This window comes from Klebsiella sp. RHBSTW-00215, from assembly GCF_014103785.1.
GTDB lineage: Bacteria > Pseudomonadota > Gammaproteobacteria > Enterobacterales > Enterobacteriaceae > Klebsiella.
In genome coordinates, this window is sequence record NZ_JABXQS010000001.1 from 3,138,557 (window position 1) to 3,154,536 (window position 15,980).

Consider the following 15,980-nt stretch of genomic DNA (forward strand, 5'->3'; position numbering starts at 1 on the left):
GGAGGAAGCGTGCGATATCTGGCAACATTGGTGTTATCTCTGGCGGTGTTAATCACCGCTGGTTGCGGCTGGCATCTACGTAGTACTACGCAGGTTCCAACCGCAATGAAAACCATGATCCTCCAGTCGGGCGATCCGAATGGTCCATTAAGTCGTGCGGTCCGTAATCAGCTGCGTCTGAACGGTATCGAACTGGTCGATGCCAGCACTTTGCGCAAAGATATTCCTTCTTTGCGTCTGGAATCATCGTCGATTCAGAAAGATACAGCATCTATTTTCCAGGATGGCCGTACCGCAGAATATCAAATGGTGATGACGGTGAATGCCAGCGTGCTGATCCCGGGCCATGATATCTATCCGATCACGACCAAAGTCTATCGCTCGTTCTTCGATAACCCGCAGGCGGCGTTAGCGAAAGATGCTGAGCAGGACATGATCATCCAGGAGATGTACGATAAAGCCGCGGAACAACTGATCCGTAAGCTGCCAAGCGTTCATGTCGCGGATGTCGAAGCCACAAAAGAGGATGAGAAGCCGGTCGCCACGACCCCAGCATCTTCAACCTCCGGCAACCGCGTCTCCACTACGCTGGGTAACTGATGATTCGGTTGTACCCGGAACAGCTCCGCGCGCAGCTCACTGAAGGGCTGCGCGCGGCCTATCTGCTGCTTGGCAACGACCCACTGCTGTTGCAGGAAAGTCAGGACGCGATACGCGAAGCCGCTGCTGCCCAGGGCTTTATCGAACACCACTCCGCCACTATTGATGCCAGCACCGACTGGTCTGCCCTGTTCTCTCTGAGCCAGGCGATGAGCCTGTTTGCCAGTCGTCAAACGCTGCTGCTGATACTGCCGGAAAACGGCCCTAATGCCGCCATCAATGAACAGCTGGCGACGCTTGTCGGCATGCTTCACGACGACTTATTGCTGATTGTTCGTGGCAATAAGCTAACAAAAGCTCAGGAAAACGCCGCGTGGGTGACAACCCTTGCCAATCGTGCGGTACAAGTGAGCTGCCAGACGCCGGAATATGCCCAGCTACCGCGCTGGCTCGCCGCACGCGCAAAACAAAATAATCTGCAGCTTGATGACGCAGCCAGCCAACTGTTGTGCTACTGCTATGAAGGCAATCTGCTGGCACTGGCGCAGGCCCTCGAACGTCTGTCATTACTGTGGCCTGACGGCAAACTGACGCTACCGCGCGTTGAACAGGCGGTGAATGATGCCGCTCATTTCACCCCTTATCACTGGGTTGATGCGTTACTGGCAGGCAAAAGTAAGCGCGTCCTGCACGTGCTGCAACAACTGCGTCTGGAAGGCAGCGAACCGGCAATTCTACTGCGAACACTCCAGCGTGAGCTGCTGCTGCTGGTGAACCTGAAACGACAATCTGCTCATACTCCGCTGCGTTCGTTATTCGATAAGCATCGGGTGTGGCAGAATCGCCGGCAACTGGTCAGCGATGCTCTCGCTCGCCTCAGTGCCGACCAGTTACGTCAGGCCGTCACGTTATTGACCCGTGCAGAACTCACCTTCAAGCAGGATTACGGACACTCCGTCTGGCCCGAGCTGGAAAGTCTCTCTTTGTTGCTCTGCCATAAAGCACTGGCAGACGTTTTTATTGATGGTTGATATGACTCAGTTGCAGGCTATGTACGGCGGCACCTTCGATCCGGTGCACTATGGTCACCTTAAACCGGTGGAAATTCTGGCTAACCAAATCGGTCTGAATAAAGTCATTATTGTACCCAACAATGTGCCGCCGCACCGCCCGCAGCCCGAGGCCACCAGCGACCAGCGTAGGCACATGCTGGAGCTTGCCATCGCCGATAAGCCTTTGTTTATCCTTGACGATCGTGAACTTAAACGTGATACACCGTCATATTCGGCGCAAACATTGCGGGAGTGGCGCCAGGAGCAAGGGCCGAAACGACCGCTGGCCTTTGTTATTGGCCAGGATTCGCTTCTCACCTTTACCACCTGGCACGACTATGAAAGCATTCTTGATAACGTTCATTTGATCGTTTGCCGGCGTCCGGGCTATCCGCTGGCAATGGATTGCGAACAAGATCAGCTGTGGCTGGACAAACATCTGACCCACGATGTTGAGCGCCTGCACAGCAGCCCGGCAGGCGTTATCTATCTGGCCGAGACGCCATGGTTTGATATCTCGGCGACAATAATCCGCCAGCGTCTTGAGACGGGTGAATCCTGCGCCGATATGCTGCCAGCAGCAGTACTGGACTATATCCGCCAGCAAAAGCTTTATTGTTGACCCGGCGCTGGCGATGCCGCTGATAAACAGAGTATCGTTGTGCTTCGTCTCTTTTCTCATTAGCGAGGTTAATCATGAAATTATGGTTAGTTCGTCACGGTGAAACCGAGGCCAACGTCGCGGGCCTGTACAGCGGGCATGCTCCAACTTCATTAACCGAACGTGGCGTCAGGCAAGCGCACGCCCTGGGAAAGCGCCTTCATGCTGTCCCCTTCCAGCGCGTATTTTGTAGTGAACTCGAACGAACCCAACGCACGGCCAGCCTGCTGCTTGGCGAACGAGAAATTCCCCAACACTGTTTTCCCGAACTCAATGAAATGTTCTTTGGCGACTGGGAAATGCGCCATCATCGGGATTTACAGCATGAGGATGCGGAAAACTACGCCGCCTGGTGCGCCGACTGGCAGCACGCGGCTCCCACCAACGGTGAAGGCTTTCAAGCGTTTGCCCAGCGGGTTTCCGGCTTTACCGCCACTCTCCCTCAGTATCAACAGCTTGAGCATCTGTTAATCGTCGGTCATCAGGGCGTCCTTAGCCTGTTGATTGCCCAATTGCTCAACATGCCGGCGGCCTCAATGTGGCACTTCCCCATCGAGCATGGCGCATGGAGCATGGTCGATATCCAACCAGATTTCGCCACGCTTCGGGTGCTAAATAGCCAGGCCGTTTGGCTAGCGGAAGAAGAATTGCGCGCAGACCATTGACAGGCCAAAGCAGGCTGTTATTCTCCGCAGCCAGGCTGCACCCGCCATTTGAAGTTTGCAGAAATTGTTTTACAAAAATGGCGATGCAATCATCGGCGATGGATGGGATGATAGCCGCCTTCACCGCCTGTCTATCGACATTTATCCCGACTTTGTCACCAGTTCGGGTATACTGTCAGGCTGTTTATTATTATCACACTTCACACTCACCCAGGGGGAACTCTTGCAGGGTAAAGCACTCCAGGATTTTGTTATCGACAAAATTGATGACCTGAAAGGTCAGGACATCGTAGCCATTGACGTTCATGGCAAATCCAGCATTACAGATTGCATGGTTATCTGCACAGGCACCTCCACGCGCCATGTTATGTCCATCGCCGATCACGTTGTGCAAGAATCTCGCGCCGCCGGTATGCTGCCGCTGGGCGTTGAAGGTGAAGCCGCCGCCGATTGGATTGTTGTGGATCTTGGCGACGTTATGGTTCACGTCATGCAGGAAGAGAGCCGTCGTTTGTACGAGCTGGAAAAACTCTGGAGTTAATGCGTGAAGCTGCACCTGGTGGCCGTTGGCACCAAAATGCCGGACTGGGTTCAGACCGGCTTTAGCGAGTATCTGCGCCGTTTTCCAAAAGATATGCCGTTCGAACTGGTGGAGATCCCCGCCGGTAAACGCGGTAAAAATGCTGACATCAAGCGCATCCTTGAAAAAGAAGGGGAAATGATGTTGGCGGCCGCAGGAAAAAACCGCATCGTGACCCTGGATATCCCGGGGAAACCATGGGATACGCCACAGTTGGCGCGCGAACTGGAGCGCTGGAAACAGGATGGCCGCGACGTCAGCCTGCTCATCGGCGGCCCGGAAGGCCTTTCTCCAGCTTGTAAAGCGGCAGCGGAACAAAGTTGGTCGCTCTCAACGCTCACATTACCTCACCCGCTGGTTCGCGTACTGGTGGCCGAGAGTCTTTATCGGGCGTGGAGCATTACCACCAACCACCCTTACCACCGTGAGTAATGATGACCAGGGTAGACTAAGCAGCGAATGAAATTACAGAATTCTTTCCGCGACTATACGGCTGAATCCTCGCTGTTTGTGCGCCGGGCGCTGGTCGCTTTTTTGGGGATTTTGCTGCTTACCGGCGTACTGATCGCCAACCTTTATAACGTGCAAATTGTGCGTTACACAGACTATCAAACACGCTCGAACGAAAACCGCATCAAGCTGGTCCCTATTCCGCCGAGTCGCGGCATTATTTACGATCGCAACGGTACGCCGCTGGCGCTTAACCGCACAATTTACCAGTTGGAAATGATGCCGGAGAAGGTTGATAACGTACAGCAGACGCTGGATGCGCTGCGTGACGTCATCGATTTGACCGATGACGATGTGGCGAACTTTAAAAAAGAGCGCTCGCGCTCGCATCGCTTTACCTCTATTCCGGTGAAAGTGAACCTTACCGAAGTCCAGGTGGCTCGTTTCGCGGTTAACCAGTACCGCTTCCCCGGCGTGGAAGTCAAAGGCTATAAACGCCGTTACTATCCCTATAATTCCGCCCTTACCCACGTTATCGGCTACGTCTCTAAAATTAACGATAAAGACGTCGATCGCCTGGATAAAGAGGGGAAGCTGGCTAACTATGCCTCGACGCATGACATCGGTAAACTCGGTATTGAGCGCTACTATGAAGATGTGCTGCACGGGGAAACCGGCTATGAAGAGGTCGAGGTTAACAACCGTGGTCGCGTGATTCGTCAGCTTAAGGAAGTGCCACCGCAGGCCGGGCGCGATATCTATTTAACGCTCGACCTGAAACTACAGCAGTATATTGAAACGCTGCTCGCGGGAAGCCGCGCGGCCGTCGTTGTAACCGACCCACGAACCGGCGCGATCCTCGCATTGGTATCGACTCCAAGCTACGATCCGAATCTGTTCGTTGACGGCATCTCCAGTAAAGATTATTCAGGGCTGCTCAACGATCCGAATACGCCGCTGGTCAACCGCGCGACTCAAGGGGTATATCCTCCTGCCTCGACGGTTAAACCCTACGTCGCAGTCTCAGCGCTCAGCGCGGGCGTGATCACCCGTAATACCAGCCTGTTTGACCCCGGCTGGTGGCAACTGCCAGGCTCAGATAAGCGCTATCGCGACTGGAAGAAGTGGGGCCACGGGCATCTGAACGTCACCAAAGCGCTGGAAGAATCCGCCGATACCTATTTCTATCAGGTTGCTTACGATATGGGTATCGATCGCCTGTCCGAATGGATGAGCAAATTCGGGTACGGTCACTATACTGGCGTTGATCTCTCTGAAGAACGCTCCGGCAATATGCCTACCCGTGAGTGGAAGCTCAAACGCTTCAAGAAGCCGTGGTATCAGGGCGATACTATTCCGGTCGGCATCGGTCAGGGCTACTGGACCGCAACGCCTATTCAGATGAACAAAGCGCTGATGATCCTGATTAACGACGGTGTCGTCAAAGTGCCGCACCTGCTGCAAAGCACGGTTGAAGATGGCAAACCAGTACCATGGGTACAGCCGCACGAACCGCCGGTCGGCGATATTCACTCTGGTTTTTGGGAAATCGCCAAAGACGGAATGTATGGCGTAGCCAACCGTGGAAACGGTACTGCACATAAATATTTCGCCAGCGCGCCGTATAAAATTGCGGCGAAATCGGGCACCGCCCAGGTCTTTGGCCTGAAAGCCAATGAAACCTATAACGCGCACCGAATCGCAGAACGCCTGCGTGACCACAAACTCATGACGGCATTTGCCCCTTATAACAACCCCCAGGTTGCCGTTGCAATCATTCTCGAGAACGGCGGCGCAGGGCCTGCAGTCGGTACCATTATGCGCCAGATTCTCGATCATATAATGCTGGGCGATAACAACACCAATCTGCCGAGTGAAAATCCGGCGGTAACGGCTGGGGAGGATCAATAATGACGGATAATCCAAACAAAAAATCGCTATGGGATAAAATCCATCTCGATCCCACCATGCTGCTTATCCTGCTGGCACTACTGACCTATAGCGCGCTGGTTATCTGGAGTGCTAGCGGTCAGGACATGGGCATGATGGAGCGCAAAATCGGCCAGATCGCCATGGGCGTCGTTATCATGATCGTCATGGCGCAGATCCCGCCGCGTGTGTATGAGGGCTGGGCTCCCTACCTCTACATCGTCTGTATTATCCTGCTGGTGGCGGTGGATGCCTTTGGCGCAATTTCCAAAGGGGCGCAGCGCTGGCTGGATCTCGGTATCGTCCGTTTTCAGCCCTCGGAAATCGCGAAGATTGCCGTACCGCTGATGGTGGCGCGCTTTATCAACCGCGATGTTTGTCCACCATCGCTAAAGAATACCGCTATTGCGCTGGTGCTGATTTTCTTACCCACGCTGCTGGTTGCCGCGCAGCCTGACCTCGGAACCTCGATCCTGGTGGCGCTGTCCGGCCTGTTCGTCCTGTTCTTGTCTGGGCTGAGCTGGCGTCTGATCGGCATTGCGGTGGTACTGGTCGCCGCCTTTATCCCCATCTTGTGGTTCTTCCTGATGCATGATTATCAGCGCCAGCGCGTGATGATGCTGCTCGACCCGGAAACCGATCCGCTCGGCGCGGGCTACCACATTATTCAATCAAAAATCGCAATCGGATCCGGTGGACTACGCGGAAAAGGTTGGCTGCACGGCACCCAGTCGCAGCTGGAATTCTTACCGGAGCGCCATACCGACTTTATCTTTGCCGTTCTGGCTGAGGAGCTGGGGCTGATTGGCGTACTGATCCTGCTGGCGCTGTATATTTTGCTTATCATGCGTGGGCTATGGATCGCCTCTCAGGCGCAAACCACCTTTGGTCGGGTTATGGCTGGGGGTTTAATGTTGATTTTATTCGTTTATGTCTTCGTAAATATTGGTATGGTAAGTGGTATTTTACCAGTGGTGGGGGTACCTTTGCCGCTGGTCAGCTACGGGGGCTCTGCCCTAATCGTATTGATGGCCGGGTTTGGTATCGTCATGTCGATCCATACTCATAGAAAAATGTTGTCGAAAAGCGTTTAAGGGGTTCGCGATGCGTAAGCAATGGCTGGGGATCTGCATAGCAGCAGGGCTGCTGGCGGCATGTCAGAGTGATGACGTTCAACAGAAAACGGTCAGCACTCCACAGCCGGCCGTTTGTAATGGACCAACTGTGGAAATCAGCGGTGCGGATCCACAGTATGAAACGCCTAACGCAACGGCGAATCAAGACTACGAACGCGATGGCAAAAGTTATAAAATCGTCCAGGATCCCTCTAACTTTACCCAGGCTGGTTTTGCCGCGATTTACGATGCAGAGCCGAACAGCAACCTGACCGCCTCAGGGGAAGCCTTCGATCCGACGCAGCTCACCGCCGCGCATCCGACGTTACCGATCCCAAGCTACGCGCGGATAACAAACCTCGCCAACGGGCGAATGATCGTGGTACGCATCAACGATCGCGGACCTTACGGCAACGATCGCGTCATCTCGCTTTCACGTGCCTCAGCCGATCGTCTGAATACCTCGAACAATACCAAAGTGCGTATCGATCCGATCGTCGTCGCCCCAGATGGCTCACTTTCCGGCCCCGGTATGGCCTGTACGACCGTTGCTAAACAGACCTACGCCCTGCCCGCACGTCCGAATCTTGATGGTGATAACGGCGCGGCCATCGGTCAACCCGCGCAAACTGATGTTCATGCCATCAGCAACTCAACGTTAAAGCCAGAAGATAGCACCGGCGCACCGGTAAACAGCGGCGGGTTTCTTGGCGCGCCAACGCCGCTGAACAGTGGGGTGCTGGAAAGCAGTGAGCCAGTTGTTCAAACCGCGCCAGTTACTGCTCCAGGCTCAGTCCAGGGCGGCGTAGCGCCTGCCGTAGCGGCGACTGCTGCGGTAACACCAGCGGCTGCCACCACCAGCGGCGACTTCGTCGTACAGGTGGGTGCCGTCAGCGATCAGGCCCGTGCGCAGCAGTATCAGCAGCGCCTGAGCCAGCAATTCTCCGTACCCGGCCGCGTGATGCAAAACGGCGCGGTATGGCGTATTCAATTGGGTCCATTCAGCAGCAAAGGGCAAGCCAGCACGGTTCAACAACGCCTGCAAAGCGAAGCTCAGCTGCAATCATTTATTACTCGCGCCAACTAAACGCGTCGGGCTGTTGTCCTCCGCTCACCACGCATGACAAAGTCATTAACAAAGTCATGCGCAATGTCGGATGCTGGCCCGCAGTGCATTTGCTATAGTAAGGCACTTTTTTTAACTCCATCACGGATGCCGTTGTTCAGACCATGAAGACCTCTTTCACCGCTCGTTTACTTGTTACGGCGCTCTCCGTGGCAGCGCTATCCTCAGCTGCCCGCGCCGATGACCTGAATATCAAAACTATGATCCCTGGCGCCCCGCAGATTGATGCCGAATCCTGGGTTCTTATCGATTACAACTCAGGCAAGGTATTGGCTGAAAATAACGCCGATTCCCGTCGCGACCCGGCGAGTCTGACCAAGATGATGACCAGCTATGTTATTGGTCAGGCGATGAAAGCGGGCAAGTTTAAAGAATCCGATCTGGTCACCGTTGGTAACGATGCGTGGGCGACCGGTAACCCAGTCTTTAAAGGCTCCTCACTGATGTTCCTTAAGCCTGGTATGCAGGTACCGGTTTCCCAGCTGATCCGCGGTATTAACCTGCAGTCAGGTAATGACGCCTGTGTGGCGATGGCCGACTATGTCGCTGGTAGCCAGGATGCCTTCGTCGGCCTGATGAATAACTACGTTAACGCTCTGGGTCTGAAGAACACCCATTTCCAGACCGTTCATGGCCTGGATGCCGATGGTCAGTTCAGCTCGGCGCGTGATATGGCGCTGATTGGCCAGGCGCTGATCCGCGATGTGCCGAACGAATACACCATCTACAAAGAAAAAGAGTTCACCTTTAACGGGATTCGCCAGCTCAACCGTAACGGCCTGCTGTGGGATAAAAGTCTGAGCGTCGACGGCATTAAAACGGGCCACACGGACAAAGCGGGCTATAATCTCGTGGCTTCGGCAACCGAAGGCCAGATGCGCCTGATCTCAGCCGTGATGGGTGGACGTACCTATAAAGGCCGTGAGTCCGAGAGCAAAAAACTGCTGACCTGGGGCTTCCGCTTCTTTGAAACCGTTAACCCGATTAAAGCCGGGAAAGAGTTCGCCTCTGAACCCGCCTGGTTTGGTGATAACGATCGCGCCTCCCTCGGTGTGGACAAAGACGTTTATCTGACTATCCCTCGTGGTCGTATGAAAGACCTGAAAGCCAGCTATGTCCTGAACAATGCCGAACTGCACGCGCCGCTGCAGAAAAACCAGGTTGTTGGCACCATTAATTTCCAGTTGGACGGTAAAACTATCGATCAGCGCCCGCTGGTCGTACTGCAGGAAATTCCGGAAGGCAATTTCTTCGGCAAAATCATTGATTACATTAAGTTAATGTTCCATCACTGGTTTGGTTAAAAATCGAACACTTGAAAGTGTGATTAGCGTCCCCATATACTAGGTATCCTGATAACTCCCACACGCCGTGGGAGTTATTATTTTTTGTTGTAACACCGGAGCTGACATGAAAACCAAACTTAACGAACTGCTTGAATTCCCTACCCCTTTTACTTACAAAGTAATGGGACAGGCGTTGCCGGAGCTGGTTGACCAGGTGGTTGAAGTGGTACAGCGCCATGCACCAGGTGATTACTCTCCGACGGTAAAACCCAGCAGCAAAGGCAACTACCACTCGGTCTCCATCACGATTAACGCCACACATATCGAGCAGGTAGAAACCCTGTACGAAGAGTTGGGCAATATTGAAATCGTGCGAATGGTGCTGTAAACCGATTGCTTGACCCGGCCTTTGTGCCGGGTAATCCTCTCTTTCTCGCTGTGATATACTCCCCACTCAAGTTATTCTCTCTCTGCGGAGACGTTGTTTTGCAGCACAATAAAATCCTCATCCGCCAACTCGGCCTGCAACCTTACGAACCTATCTCGCAGGCAATGCATGAGTTCACCGACACTCGCGACGACTCCACCCTGGATGAAATCTGGTTGGTCGAGCATCATCCAGTGTTCACTCAGGGCCAGGCCGGAAAAGCCGAACATGTTCTTGTTCCTGGCGATATCCCAGTGATTCAAAGTGACCGTGGCGGGCAGGTTACCTATCATGGTCCCGGGCAGCAGGTGATGTACGTCCTGCTGAACCTTAAGCGCCGTAAGCTGGGCGTACGTGAGCTGGTCACCCTTTTAGAGCAAACCGTCGTGAATACGCTAGCAGAATCTGGCATTGAGTCGCACCCTCGCGCCGATGCTCCCGGCGTCTATGTCGGCGAGCAAAAAATCTGCTCTCTGGGCCTGCGGATCCGTAGAGGTTGCTCATTCCACGGTCTGGCGTTGAATATCGCCATGGATCTGTCACCATTCCTGCGAATTAACCCATGTGGTTATGCTGGTATGGAAATGACCCAAATGCGTCAGTGGCAGCCGAATGCTCGTCCAGAAACCGTTGCTCCGCAATTGGCCGCGAATCTGTTGGCGCTGCTCAATAATCCACCGTACGAATACATTTCAGTCCGGTAATGATTACGTCCCGTGGTCGCGGGACGTCACATTTCCCTCTCACAACAAATTAAGTCTTTATATTTGCTGTGTATTATCACGAACCAGAATGAGTCTGGTCGTTATAATGATGCTATTCACCATTATCGGAAATATAGAGTGGAAGAAAATAACGCTCCAGCAGAACCAACTGACCCACAAGATGATCGCCACGGGCGGCAGATGTTTCGCATTTTGCGTAACATAGACCTGAACTTACTGACCATTTTTGAAGCCGTTTATGTGCATAAAGGCATCGTTAATGCGGCAAAGGTGCTCAACATCACCCCCTCAGCGATCAGTCAATCAATCAACAAACTGCGAGCACTCTTCCCCGATCCGCTATTTATTCGCAAAGGCCAGGGCGTAACGCCTACCGCCTATGCAACGCATCTTCATCAGCATATTAGTCAGGGAATGGAGGCTTTTCTCAACGCGCTGGATTTAACCGGTGATACGCACCAGGAGCGAGTGATAACCATCGCGACCTCTCCGGCTATCGGAGCGTTGATAATGCCGGTAATTACCAAAAAACTGAGAGCCGTCTTTCCTCAGGTATTGCTGCATAATATCGCCATCAACGACGCCGTCAGCCAGCTGAATCAGCGTCAGGTCGATCTGTTGATCGACAGCTTCGCGCACGCCGGGCTGTCGATTACACATCATGTGTTATTTCAGGATAGTGTGCACATATACTGCCGGGCAGGCCATCCAGCGTTAAAAATGCCGGCAACTCCAGAAAACCTTCGCCAATATGAATTCGCGCTGCTGCAACCTGAGCACCATCGCTATGCGACAATTCTGCGTCGCCTGCATGAACACCTGGGCGAGCGCCGCTGCGGCTTCAGTAGCTACAATTTGTTAACTCAGGCCGCACTGGTCAGTGAAAGCGAGATGCTGGGGCTGATTACTTCCGGGATGTTCTCCCTGGTAGAGCGCATATGGCCGTTAAAAATGCTTGATTTCCCACCTTTACAGGCAGAAAAAATTGATATTTCGCTACATTACAATAAGCTCAGCGCGCAAGAACCCTTATTGAAAGAGATTGTAGAGACCATTCGCCAGGCCTTTTAGGTGATAAAGCACGTGAGGGAAAAGCATAAAACAACAACTATTTTACAATTTGCCGTGTTACCAGGCTGCTTTCTGCCCCGCATCAATGGTATACTGCCTGCGCTTAATTCAAAAATAGTTGATAAATACAACATTTTCTTGAATTGATTCGCTTTCCTTCGTGACTCGCAACTGGAACACGCACGCTATGAGTAAACCCATTGTGATGGAACGCGGTGTTAAATACCGCGACGCCGATAAAATGGCCCTTATCCCGGTGAAAAACGTGGCAACTGAGCGTGAAGCTCTGCTCAGAAAACCGGAATGGATGAAAATCAAACTTCCGGCTGACTCGTCCCGTATCCAGGGGATCAAGGCAGCGATGCGTAAGAACGGCCTGCACTCTGTGTGCGAAGAAGCCTCTTGCCCGAACCTCGCGGAATGTTTTAACCACGGAACGGCGACTTTTATGATTCTGGGTGCCATCTGTACCCGTCGTTGTCCGTTCTGCGACGTGGCGCACGGACGCCCGGTCACTCCAGACGCCAACGAACCGCAAAAGCTGGCGCAAACTATTGCCGACATGGCTCTGCGTTACGTTGTGGTGACTTCCGTTGACCGTGACGATCTGCGCGATGGCGGAGCTCAGCATTTTGCCGACTGCATCAGCGCTATTCGCGAGAAAAATCCGACCATCAAAATTGAAACCCTGGTTCCGGACTTCCGCGGTCGTATGGATCGTGCTTTGGAAATCCTCCAGGCGACACCGCCGGATGTGTTTAACCATAACCTGGAAAACGTGCCGCGCCTGTATCGCCAGGTTCGCCCGGGAGCCGATTACAACTGGTCTCTGAAGCTGCTGGAGCGTTTTAAAGAAGCACATCCGGAGATCCCGACTAAATCGGGTTTGATGGTTGGTTTAGGTGAAACGAACGCCGAAATCGTTGAAGTGATGCGCGATCTACGTCGTCACGGCGTCACGATGCTAACTTTAGGTCAATATTTGCAGCCAAGCCGTCATCACCTGCCGGTACAGCGTTATGTTAGCCCTGATGAGTTCGAAGAGATGAAAGGTGAAGCCATGGCAATGGGCTTTACCCACGCCGCCTGCGGGCCGTTCGTTCGCTCGTCCTATCATGCTGACCTGCAAGCCAAAGGTATGGAAGTGAAGTAAACCATACCTCGACTGCTGCGTGAAACCTGGTAGCGCAGCAGTTTACTTTTCTGTTCTGCTATTCCCGAAATTCCCCATTGAAATGAATTAACCCAGCGCGGTAACAGTTGGTTGCATCTTTTTAGGCGAAATAACGTATATATAACAAAAAGAGGCCGCAACGACTAACGCTGCGGCCTCTTTGCCGTCCAGGTTCACACCTGTCGGCAGCGTGCTCCCCTCCACCGGGAAGCACGAAGTGAATTACTCTTTATGAGAGAGTTTCTGTGCCGGGATCTCTTCCTCTGCACTGGTTTTCTTCGCACTATCATCGTCATCGTTCATGGCCTTTTTAAAGCCTTTGATGGCCGAGCCCAGGTCTCCACCCAGCGTGCGTAATTTTTTGGTACCAAACACTAAAATAATCAGCGCTGCGACTACCAGCAGTTTGGTAATACTAATCTCACCCATAGCTAACCTTCTTCTCTAATACAAGCTGCGAATACGCCATCATACACGCATACAATTAACGGCTATTTGACGCGCGGACACAATAGCAATCTGTAACAAGGTGAATCAAGCCTTGTTAAAAAAACGTCATAATAATTGCGGTGGCGCAAAGCGACGATTCTGCAACACCGGCAAGCGTTCCCGTACCAGCTGAAGATAATCAGCTGAAAGCTCAGCAAAAATCAACTGCGGCTGTTCTCCAGCCCCAGCGATCGTCGTTCCAAGAGGATCAACAATACGACTCTGTCCAATATTGCGGGTTCCGCACTCACCTGCCGCGATAATATAACAGGTAGTATCCAGCGCCCGCGCCGCCAGCAACGTCGACCAATGATGTTCCTTCAGCGGCCCTTTCACCCACGCAGTGGGTAATACTAAGAGTTGCGCCCCGCTGAGCGCTAGCGACAGCGCCAGTTCAGGAAAACGCAAATCGTAGCAGGTCATCAGCCCGACGCGCATCCCATCAACCTCAATAAGCGGCGGAATTTGCTGTCCGGCATCGACCAACCGGGATTCCTGAATATTGAAAGCATCATACAGGTGTAGCTTCTGATATTGCGCAATAATCTTACCCTGACGTAAAGCCACCAGCGTGTTAGTTGCCCGCCCCTCGCCTGAAGGCACGTGCAAAGTCAGCACCGTCGTCAGCACGCTGTTTTTACTTTCCGCCAGCAGTAACTGTAAAAAGCCACCATCCAGGAGTTGGGCTGATTTAACCGATAAATCCGCATCGTTGTCATCTCGAGCAAGTAGCGCTTCTGGTAATACCAATAACGAAGCCCCCCTCCCGACAGCCTGACGCATCAGCACGACGCAAGTCTGCGCATTGGTCGTCCAGTCTGGCGTTACGGCAAATTGTCCGGCAGCAACAAGCATCTTTTCTCTCCCATCAGGTAATTCATAGCCAGCAAGGTATTTCGCGCGCTACACTCGAAGTTTAGTATCAATCAATGAACAGGGAATGACCGTGTTGCAACTCCTTTTGGCTGTATTTCTTGGCGGCGGCACCGGCAGCGTTTTACGCTGGTGGCTGGGTATGAAGCTTAATCCCATGCACCACGCTCTCCCCATTGGTACTCTTACTGCTAACCTGCTAGGGGCGTTTATTATCGGAGCCGGTCTGGCCTGGTTTAATCGCCTGACGGGTATCGATCCGATGTGGAAGCTGCTTATCACCACCGGCTTTTGCGGCGGACTGACAACCTTCTCCACATTTTCCGCCGAAGTGGTGTTTCTTCTGCAGCAGGGGCGCTTTAGCTGGGCATTGCTGAATATCGTCGTCAACTTATTAGGCTCGTTTGCCATGACGGCAGCGGCATTCTGGCTATTTTCTCAGGCCGCAAGCCGCTAACTACAGGAAAAAAAAAACCCGCTAAGAGCGGGTTTTTATATTCTACTGACGCGTTGCTTAGATAGGCATTACGTTTGCAGCAGAAGGGCCTTTGGCACCGTTAGTGATTTCGAACTCTACACGCTGACCTTCAGCCAGAGTTTTGAAACCGTTGGACTGGATTGCAGAGAAATGTACGAATACATCTTTGCTGCCATCTTCCGGAGTAATGAAACCGAATCCTTTGGACTCATTAAACCACTTAACGTTACCTTTAATCTTAGACATCAAAATTACCTTTATATGAAAAAATCGACACTAATACTGTGTCGGGCATCAGTACACCAATTGTGGTACCTTTTGTCCAGCGCAACTTTGCTAAAAAGTGATAAAAGTCTCTATCTTTTTGTAGACATATAACTTTAGTTATTGTTTTTTCAGAACATAGTCCGCTTATCACTTTTGTTGCAATGCAATGCCGCGCTGGTTAAAACTGGATGCGCGCCCACGCAAAGTAAACGTTACCGTTGTTATAGGTACCTGGAATATAGGTCATTTGGAATGTTGCAGGACCGTAACCAATGGAGGCCAGAGGCAGCACAACTGGAATAGGGATATAGTTCCAGTTATCACGCGCCGTTACGCCAAGGGTATAGCCTAAACCAAGATGGAAGTTATCGTCAGCCAACGGACGCCAGGTTTTTTCCCAACCGTAGCCGCCAATGGGCTCCCATTTGTTATAGGAGTCTTTGAAGGCCATGAGGTAAATACCATTCCAGTTCCCTTTATCATCCCAACGCGAAATGCCGAAGCCCGCCCCCCAGGGACGTTCGTTATACTTATCCGTTTTTTCTTTATCGTAGGCGAAACGAGCATGCCAGGTCACCGCCGGTATGAAAAGATCGTAGTGCTCAGGCTCATTCCAGGTCTGCGCAATGTTATCACTTAGCGTGTTGTAACCATCGCGCAGCGTTGAGCTAAACGATGCGTTAGCAGTAGTGGATGAGAGCAGCAGTCCCAGGCATCCAAGAAAAAAACATGTAAATCGACTCAGCATTAACACTTCTCTATTACCAGTATCATTTTTAAAGCGGGTTAAGATAGCAAATATAAACTTAATAATACCTTAACGGAATTAGGCAAACTCTTGATTTGTCCGGTACAAAAATCTGAAAATCATCACGTCTGGCGTTTTGGCCACGTCCCCATTGTACGGCAATTAGGGTATTCTCACCGATTTATTGATTTGCATCAGCGAGTTCAGCCCGTTTTTTAGGCACATTCGCTCACTTAATTTTTTCTTCGCTTTATTTATCAGCAG

At 52.3% G+C, this 15,980-nt stretch carries 19 protein-coding genes; 15 read left to right on the forward strand and 4 right to left on the reverse strand.

Features of this window, described 5'->3' with window-relative positions:
• Positions 1–9 precede the first annotated feature (9 nt).
• From lptE to lipA, 14 genes are all read left to right on the forward strand, one after another.
• Positions 10–600 (forward strand): LPS assembly lipoprotein LptE, encoded by a 591-nt coding sequence (lptE, locus tag HV127_RS14875; RefSeq protein ID WP_181483054.1) that lies wholly within the window; start codon positions 10–12, stop codon positions 598–600.
• Positions 600–1,631 (forward strand): DNA polymerase III subunit delta, encoded by a 1,032-nt coding sequence (gene holA, locus HV127_RS14880; RefSeq protein ID WP_182236934.1) that lies wholly within the window; start codon positions 600–602, stop codon positions 1,629–1,631. Before lptE ends, holA begins: the two co-directional genes overlap by 1 nt.
• On the forward strand, positions 1,624–2,274 hold the full coding sequence (gene nadD, locus HV127_RS14885) for a nicotinate-nucleotide adenylyltransferase (protein WP_182236936.1): 651 nt from the start codon (positions 1,624–1,626) through the stop codon (positions 2,272–2,274). The genes holA and nadD overlap by 8 nt, the downstream gene beginning before the upstream one ends.
• A gap of 74 nt (positions 2,275–2,348) precedes the next feature.
• Entirely contained in the window at positions 2,349–2,978 is a 630-nt protein-coding gene (locus HV127_RS14890) for an adenosylcobalamin/alpha-ribazole phosphatase (protein WP_182236938.1), read from the forward strand.
• A 223-nt stretch (positions 2,979–3,201) separates the two neighbouring features.
• A complete protein-coding gene (gene rsfS, locus HV127_RS14895) occupies positions 3,202–3,519 on the forward strand; it encodes a ribosome silencing factor (protein ID WP_004100162.1) in 318 nt (105 codons plus the stop codon).
• Positions 3,520–3,522: 3 nt separating this feature from the next.
• Positions 3,523–3,990 (forward strand): 23S rRNA (pseudouridine(1915)-N(3))-methyltransferase RlmH, encoded by a 468-nt coding sequence (gene rlmH, locus HV127_RS14900; protein WP_004100160.1) that lies wholly within the window; start codon positions 3,523–3,525, stop codon positions 3,988–3,990.
• 27 nt (positions 3,991–4,017) lie between these two features.
• Positions 4,018–5,919 (forward strand): peptidoglycan DD-transpeptidase MrdA, encoded by a 1,902-nt coding sequence (gene mrdA, locus HV127_RS14905; protein WP_110273333.1) that lies wholly within the window; start codon positions 4,018–4,020, stop codon positions 5,917–5,919.
• On the forward strand, positions 5,919–7,031 hold the full coding sequence (gene mrdB, locus HV127_RS14910; RefSeq protein ID WP_110273332.1) for a peptidoglycan glycosyltransferase MrdB: 1,113 nt from the start codon (positions 5,919–5,921) through the stop codon (positions 7,029–7,031). The genes mrdA and mrdB overlap by 1 nt, the downstream gene beginning before the upstream one ends.
• A gap of 10 nt (positions 7,032–7,041) precedes the next feature.
• On the forward strand, positions 7,042–8,139 hold the full coding sequence (gene rlpA, locus HV127_RS14915; RefSeq protein WP_182236941.1) for an endolytic peptidoglycan transglycosylase RlpA: 1,098 nt from the start codon (positions 7,042–7,044) through the stop codon (positions 8,137–8,139).
• A gap of 143 nt (positions 8,140–8,282) precedes the next feature.
• Positions 8,283–9,482, forward strand: coding sequence for a D-alanyl-D-alanine carboxypeptidase DacA (gene dacA / locus HV127_RS14920; protein WP_110273330.1), 1,200 nt, complete (start codon positions 8,283–8,285; stop codon positions 9,480–9,482).
• A 106-nt stretch (positions 9,483–9,588) separates the two neighbouring features.
• Entirely contained in the window at positions 9,589–9,852 is a 264-nt protein-coding gene (ybeD, locus tag HV127_RS14925; protein ID WP_004100153.1) for a DUF493 family protein YbeD, read from the forward strand.
• A gap of 98 nt (positions 9,853–9,950) precedes the next feature.
• Positions 9,951–10,595 (forward strand): lipoyl(octanoyl) transferase LipB, encoded by a 645-nt coding sequence (gene lipB / locus HV127_RS14930; protein ID WP_182236943.1) that lies wholly within the window; start codon positions 9,951–9,953, stop codon positions 10,593–10,595.
• Between the two features lie 138 nt (positions 10,596–10,733).
• Positions 10,734–11,687: a YbeF family transcriptional regulator gene (locus HV127_RS14935; protein ID WP_182236945.1), complete on the forward strand. Its 954-nt coding sequence runs from the start codon at positions 10,734–10,736 to the stop codon at positions 11,685–11,687.
• A gap of 187 nt (positions 11,688–11,874) precedes the next feature.
• Complete coding sequence (lipA, locus tag HV127_RS14940) at positions 11,875–12,840, forward strand: lipoyl synthase (protein ID WP_142512026.1); 966 nt, start codon at positions 11,875–11,877, stop codon at positions 12,838–12,840.
• Positions 12,841–13,083: 243 nt separating this feature from the next.
• Here the strand turns inward: lipA and tatE are convergent, their stop codons facing one another.
• On the reverse strand, positions 13,084–13,290 hold the full coding sequence (gene tatE / locus HV127_RS14945; protein ID WP_110273326.1) for a twin-arginine translocase subunit TatE: 207 nt from the start codon (positions 13,288–13,290) through the stop codon (positions 13,084–13,086).
• A 126-nt stretch (positions 13,291–13,416) separates the two neighbouring features.
• Entirely contained in the window at positions 13,417–14,205 is a 789-nt protein-coding gene (locus tag HV127_RS14950) for a deaminated glutathione amidase (protein ID WP_182236947.1), read from the reverse strand.
• A 91-nt stretch (positions 14,206–14,296) separates the two neighbouring features.
• Between HV127_RS14950 and crcB the strand changes: the two genes are divergently transcribed.
• Positions 14,297–14,680, forward strand: a complete 384-nt coding sequence (crcB, locus tag HV127_RS14955; protein WP_182236949.1) for a fluoride efflux transporter CrcB — start codon at positions 14,297–14,299, stop codon at positions 14,678–14,680.
• 57 nt (positions 14,681–14,737) lie between these two features.
• Here crcB and cspE read toward each other — a convergent pair whose 3' ends face one another.
• Both cspE and pagP read right to left on the reverse strand, forming a co-directional pair.
• Positions 14,738–14,947, reverse strand: a complete 210-nt coding sequence (cspE, locus tag HV127_RS14960) for a transcription antiterminator/RNA stability regulator CspE (protein WP_004100146.1) — start codon at positions 14,945–14,947, stop codon at positions 14,738–14,740.
• Between the two features lie 199 nt (positions 14,948–15,146).
• Positions 15,147–15,722, reverse strand: a complete 576-nt coding sequence (pagP, locus tag HV127_RS14965) for a lipid IV(A) palmitoyltransferase PagP (RefSeq protein ID WP_182236951.1) — start codon at positions 15,720–15,722, stop codon at positions 15,147–15,149.
• Positions 15,723–15,980 lie beyond the last annotated feature (258 nt).

What these genes read in the sequence shown, in the direction of transcription:
- holA (WP_182236934.1), top strand. Translation starts at nt 600, where the DNA reads ATGATTCGGTTGTACCCGGAACAGCTCCGCGCGCAGCTCACTGAAGGG.
- ybeD (WP_004100153.1), top strand. Translation starts at nt 9,589, where the DNA reads ATGAAAACCAAACTTAACGAACTGCTTGAATTCCCTACCCCTTTTACT.
- mrdA (WP_110273333.1), top strand. Translation starts at nt 4,018, where the DNA reads ATGAAATTACAGAATTCTTTCCGCGACTATACGGCTGAATCCTCGCTG.
- tatE (WP_110273326.1), bottom strand. Translation starts at nt 13,290, where the DNA reads ATGGGTGAGATTAGTATTACCAAACTGCTGGTAGTCGCAGCGCTGATT.
- HV127_RS14890 (WP_182236938.1), top strand. Translation starts at nt 2,349, where the DNA reads ATGAAATTATGGTTAGTTCGTCACGGTGAAACCGAGGCCAACGTCGCG.
- mrdB (WP_110273332.1), top strand. Translation starts at nt 5,919, where the DNA reads ATGACGGATAATCCAAACAAAAAATCGCTATGGGATAAAATCCATCTC.
- rlpA (WP_182236941.1), top strand. Translation starts at nt 7,042, where the DNA reads ATGCGTAAGCAATGGCTGGGGATCTGCATAGCAGCAGGGCTGCTGGCG.
- lipA (WP_142512026.1), top strand. Translation starts at nt 11,875, where the DNA reads ATGAGTAAACCCATTGTGATGGAACGCGGTGTTAAATACCGCGACGCC.
- cspE (WP_004100146.1), bottom strand. Translation starts at nt 14,947, where the DNA reads ATGTCTAAGATTAAAGGTAACGTTAAGTGGTTTAATGAGTCCAAAGGA.
- HV127_RS14950 (WP_182236947.1), bottom strand. Translation starts at nt 14,205, where the DNA reads ATGCTTGTTGCTGCCGGACAATTTGCCGTAACGCCAGACTGGACGACC.
- dacA (WP_110273330.1), top strand. Translation starts at nt 8,283, where the DNA reads ATGAAGACCTCTTTCACCGCTCGTTTACTTGTTACGGCGCTCTCCGTG.
- nadD (WP_182236936.1), top strand. Translation starts at nt 1,624, where the DNA reads ATGGTTGATATGACTCAGTTGCAGGCTATGTACGGCGGCACCTTCGAT.